Annotated in this window: 3 protein-coding genes; 2 read left to right on the top strand and 1 reads right to left on the bottom strand. The window is 35.3% G+C overall.

Going from position 1 to position 5909, the window contains the following annotated elements:
* Nucleotides 1-1141: 1141 nt before the first annotated feature.
* On the bottom strand, nt 1142-2221 hold the full coding sequence (locus F6K22_RS28840; RefSeq protein WP_293105994.1) for a PIN/TRAM domain-containing protein: 1080 nt from the start codon (nt 2219-2221) through the stop codon (nt 1142-1144).
* Between the two features lie 1067 nt (nt 2222-3288).
* On the opposite strand from F6K22_RS28840, the gene hemW reads away from it, so the two are divergent.
* Together hemW and F6K22_RS28830 are read left to right on the top strand one after the other, a co-directional pair.
* Nucleotides 3289-4554, top strand: a complete 1266-nt coding sequence (hemW, locus tag F6K22_RS28835; RefSeq protein WP_293105992.1) for a radical SAM family heme chaperone HemW — start codon at nt 3289-3291, stop codon at nt 4552-4554.
* A 200-nt stretch (nt 4555-4754) separates the two neighbouring features.
* Nucleotides 4755-5012, top strand: coding sequence for a DUF1830 domain-containing protein (locus F6K22_RS28830; RefSeq protein WP_293105989.1), 258 nt, complete (start codon nt 4755-4757; stop codon nt 5010-5012).
* Nucleotides 5013-5909 lie beyond the last annotated feature (897 nt).

The raw sequence follows: 5909 nt of genomic DNA, 5'->3' as shown, positions 1-5909 counted from the left end.
TTGGAGGCTGGTGCATTGTTTCGCTTTCCTACGGAATTCTAACGCAAACGCGACATGAAAAGCGCAGCTCCTCTGCAAGAGGCAGCAGAAAGCCCTAATCCGCGATGGTTAGGAATCCCGCGCTGTCACGCAAGTGCAGCGTCGGGAGGATGTCAATTCCGAATATTATTCTCCATTATGTAATATCATGTCCGGATAAGAGCGCGATAGAACTCCGTTCCGCTGGCCCGGTCAAAAAACTTTCTCCTTTTTATACTTTCTTTCTCCTCTCTTCCCTCCTTATTTATAACTATTCAACCGGACATAATATAAAACCTAATTTCTTGAATTTGAGTCTCAAACAAGATGCAAAATCGAATAATTTCTAATCATAAATTACCATACAAACTTTTAGGACTTTAGGGAATAGGTGAAGAGCGAATAGGGAATAAAAATTTGATAATGCCAAAAACTTTGAAGCGATCGCCAAACAGAATGGGGTTTTATCCCTCAAACAATTTTAGTATTTTCGGCTATCACCGACATGAAACGATTCACGACATATTTGCATAGCATTCTGAAACAAAGAAAAGGAAAAAACAGAGCTTTGCTGAGGCAATTCTATAGATTGGTATGTGCCATATTATAGTGTCTTTGCCTAGGTCTTGATTATTTTTAGTTTTGAATTAATTAACCCCAACTCTCAGGAAATAGTGAATAGTTGGGGTCTATTTTTTGACAAAATTAAATTTTACCCTCACGCTAACTAATGGCGTAGTCTCTTTGTTGACATCCTCCCGACGTTGCGCTTGAGCTACAACGCGGGATTCCCTAACATCGCTGATAGGGGCTTTCTGCTGCTTCTTGCCTCCTTCGGAGGAGCTACGCTAACAGAGGAGCTGCGCTAACATAGCACCTGCCTCCGAGGACAAACCTCTTTCCGGTCTAAAGGCGCGCTCCACATTACGTCGCCAATCCGACGGCTCCCCTAGACACTGCTAGCCCAGCAGCCTTATTTTTCTACAATAGCACACTATTGTAGATACCGCAATATTGATTGGTTTTCCCATGCGACGCTCCCGTTCCGGAGAGCGCGGGTCAAGGACCAACGTTGAGATAAAATTTTTGACTTTTAACTTTTAACTTTTGACTTTTAAATTGATTAGGCGATCGCCGACTCTTGAGTACGAGCAAAAATCATTCGACCGGCAGAAGTTTGTAAAGAACTTGTGACAATTACTCGCACTTCATCACCAACATATGCACTACCAGACTCTACAACAACCATCGTACCATCATCTAAATAACCAATACCTTGAGAAGGTTCCTTACCTTCCTTACGAATTTTGATTTCAATAGTATCACCAGGTAAATAAGTGGGGCGCATTGCCTGAGTCAAATCATTAATATTTAGTACAGGAACTTTTTGTAAACTGGCAACTTTAGACAAATTGTAGTCATTAGTTAATAAAGTACCATTAATTTCCAGAGCAAAACGAACCAATTTAGCATCTACCGTAGAAATTTCTTCATAGTCTGCAAAATGGATTTGAATCTGAGAAGGGTAGACTTCTTTAAGCCTATTTAAGATATCTAAACCTCGTCTACCTCTAACTCTTTTTTGATCGTTAGAAGCATCAGCGATAAGCTGTAGTTCCTGTAAAACAAATTGTGGTACAAGAATTTGACCTTCCAGAAAACCTGTTTCCAATAAATTTTCTATTCTGCCATCAATAATGCAGCTAGTATCCAAAATCTTAGTAGTACAAGGTTTGAGAGTTCCTTCTGCTACTAATACTGCATCTAGACTGTTAGGATTAATTAGCCGTAAAAAGCCACGACCATGAGTATCCGCAACGTTAACTCCTGTAAAGCCTAACATTACACTGCCTAAAACTGCTACAAGAGGTTTAATGAAACTAAACTCCTGGGGAATAGGCAGTAAAAATAGTGGCGCCAGCATTAAGTTGGCCACTAATAGTCCCATAACTAATCCTATAGCCCGCGTTAATAATAAGTCAACGGGCATTTGACTTACTTTTGCTTCCACTCGTCGATATGTAGTTTGAAATACCAATCCCACTACAAAGCCAATTAAAGAAGTAAAGGCAGATAATACTGAACGTAAGCCTTCGATGTTGGTGACTTGTAGGAGTACATTGGGTGGGAGAAGTTCTATGCTATAGAATCCTATTCCTGCTCCAGCAAGTACAAATGAAATAATAATGATTGCGTCAAGCATTTTTTTAGTTTGTTTTTTTGTTTTATAGAAGATATAGAAATTTCCCTAGGAGGTACTCACCAATAATGATTGAGAACCATAATTTTTGGGCTGCTCAATGTTGCTTCTATTATATCTTTACAGTTCATGTGCCATTCTTTACGGTTCTCTTTTTATTGGGTTTTAACTTCATTGGAATTTGGTAACCATTAATAATCCAGTTTCCCTTTTACAGTTACTTCTGAAGTATAATTTCTATTTAGGCAGCAAAACAATGTGATTATTTTTACTTGATTTTTAATGAGAAATTCAGGGGCATTACTGATTTTATTGAGGATGACGGTGAAACACTTATACCAAATCGATTAAATGATGTTATAAATAAGGCGATCGGGTTAGGGACTCATAAGAAACTAGATTAATCTATGTTGATAAAATTAAGATTTACCTGGCATCTACTACCTAAAACTTATCTTTGGTAAACTTTTTTTTGATTAGTCTCAAAGTACTTTTCACTTTAATGAAATACATAATACCATGCATGAAAAAAGAGGCGTTGGTGATGGGTGTCTATGATTATGTATTAATTTTCCATTAATGCTAATTGCCTAACTATTAACATTGAGCATTTTATATTTGGCAAAATTTAGGTTTCATAGCTTGATTCACCAACGCCAAAAAAGAATATTACGAATAATTAGCACTATTAAAAGACTCCATCGGAAATGTCTATTTGACGAAAAAGATAAGTTACGACATAAAAAATGGTATCAAACCTATTTATTCTGACTCCTGTACGTCACCCTATCGACGGCTCCCCTACCTGACTTCTAAGAAATAGCCAAGCTATTTACAGCAAACATTTATCAATTTAGTATAATTAATACCCTTAGCATTAAGAGCATAGCTGCATTAAAGCTAGACAATGAACAAATCTATAAGTGCTTTTTTTGACTGTTTACTTAAGTAATATTTCTACCCCCTCAAGAAATATTATTTTTCTGATTTACCCTACTACTGCTCCTCATTAAATTCATAATTGTTTAAGATAGTTTTATAAATGATATAGTTTGTAACTTTGTTTAATAGTGAAAAGGCCAATCGGAAATTACTGCATTCCTAGTTCGGCTTATGTCCATATCCCTTTTTGCCGACGGCGATGCTATTACTGTGATTTTCCGATCTCTGTAGTGGGTGATGGTAAAAAAGGTGATAATTTTTCTCCAATTCAAGAATATGTGGAGGTAATTTGTGACGAGATAAACATTACAAAGTCTTTTTGTCAACCCTTAGAAACTATTTTCTTTGGCGGTGGTACTCCTTCCCTATTATCAGTGGGTCAATTAAGTCGGATTTTAGATACCCTAGAACAAAAATTGGGAATTGTGGCCAATGCTGAAGTTTCTATAGAAATGGACCCAGGAACTTTTGACTTGGAACAGGTCCAAGGATATAAATCTCTAGGAGTAAATCGAGTCAGTCTGGGAGTACAAGCATTTCAAGATGATTTATTGCAGCTTTGTGGGCGATCGCATGATGTCTCAGATATTTACAAAGCAGTAAACACATTGCATCAAGCAGGAATTATTAATTTCAGTATTGATTTAATTTCAGGACTGCCACACCAAACTTTAGAACAATGGCAAACTTCTTTAGAAACTGGAATAACTATTTCCCCAACTCATATCTCCAGTTATGACCTTGTAGTAGAACCAGTTACAGCTTTTGGACGTTATTATCAACCAGGTTATGCTCCTTTGCCTACAGATGAAACAGCAGCCCAAATGTATCGAATGGCACAGCAGTTGATCTCAATTTCAGGATATGAACATTATGAGATATCTAATTATGCCAAGCCTGGTTATCAGTGTATTCACAATAGAGTTTACTGGGAAAATCGCCCTTATTATGGGTTTGGTATGGGTGCAACAAGTTATCTAGAAGGGCAAAGATTTACCAGACCGCGCACGCGGAATGAATATTATCAATGGGTGCTATCGTTTCAAGGTCATAGTATAGAAAATCAGGGTATTGATACATCAAATCAGGATTGTTTGTTAGAAACACTGATGTTAAGATTCCGCTTGACAGAAGGGGTGAATCTATTAACATTATCTCAGCAGTTTGGTCAAGAAACTGTAGAAAAATTATTAATCTATTTACAACCTTATCAAAAGTTAGGGTGGGTAGAATTTCTTAATCCAAAAGGTGTAGTAACCCCTTTCTCTAATAACCAAAAACTTCCGATAGAGGGATATTTGAGATTGACCGATCCTGAAGGTTTTTTGTTCTCCAATACTGTTTTATCAACGTTATTTAGCAAGCTCAGTAATTCTATCAGTATGGAGTGCTAAATTATGAGTATTTTTACTGAGAAAATACTAGGTTTACAGTGGACAACTTAAGTGAAATTAATTTTCTTTAACAAAAGTAATTAAAAATATACTTAAGCGATCCCTATGCGTTTATAATAATTTTATTGGCGCTCAAAGATATCAAGATTCAGTCGGGTTGCTAATCGGCAAACAAAAAATTTAGAGGGAATTTAAAGATTGTGACTATAGCACTAGATAGACTACCAAAACAACAGAGTCAAAAAATTCTTTGTTTCTATGTGAATACTACTCGCAAGATGCAGATTGCTAGAATTAGTAATGTTGAAAATCAATATTGGGAACGTGCAGTTTTCCCCGGAGAACGTTTCTTATTTGAAGCAGTTCCTGAAGCAGAATTAGAAATTCATCAAACTCAAGAAAATGGTGAAATTAGATGTGAACGTTTTTTGTGCAAAGATTTGAAAGTTGATGAATAAGTAATAATTGAAAATTTATCAAGATTAGTTTGATTGAGTATGTTATAATAGTTAGTGATTGATATTTTTTTTGACTCATCACTAACTATTTTTATAGGTTAACTATAGTTAAATTATCAAGTTAATAAGTATACTGAATAAAATTATATAGTCATTTCAGCTTAGACTGAGACAAGGGTTTCTTACAGTGAAAAGGTTTCAGCAGAAAAAAGTGTTTTATTCTTATTTGAAATGAGTAGAAAATCTATATACATAGAGACTTTGATGGAAATATTTCACTACATAATTGAGTTGTCATAGCAAAGCATTAAAGCAATTATTAAATGTAGATAAACTCATGGCGAGGTATACTAAATTTGTAGCAATTTTGAGTACTTGATATATTTTCCTTGTATTGCAAAGGTTCGTAGTTTATTTTTTTATCAAAAATGATTAAGTTCCCTTATCCCCTTTCTCAAATTCGTGAGATACACAACTTTTGGATTTTAGGAAAAGAAAAATACTGTATATTATGAATATGAAAACCACTGTAGTTGGTAGCAGAATAAACTTTTGAATTATACCAGGGGTGACAAATGTTTGTTACAAATAGAAAATCTGATACCAATTCACAAAAATAATGCAAGACTTTACTCAAGACTCCAGTTATTAAATACTAAGTAATACTATTTCTCCATAAAGTTGCACTTAATATTAAAGATGAAAATAGTCAGTATAATAAGGTCAGAACAACAATTATTAAGCCTATTGTTACAGAGAAATAGTATAAGTAATACCAAGCGTGATAAATGTTTGCTACAAAGATCTAGGATAATTTTTAGGAGTCAGAAGTCAGGAGTCAGGAGTCGCATGGGAATTGTTTCAATACCATTTTTTAGTTCGTAAATCATCTTTTTC

Origin of the sequence: Okeania sp. SIO2F4, from assembly GCF_010672385.1 — a bacterium.
In the GTDB taxonomy this organism is placed as follows: Bacteria; Cyanobacteriota; Cyanobacteriia; order Cyanobacteriales; family Microcoleaceae; genus Trichodesmium.
This window is presented reverse-complemented; position numbering and strand designations above follow the sequence as displayed.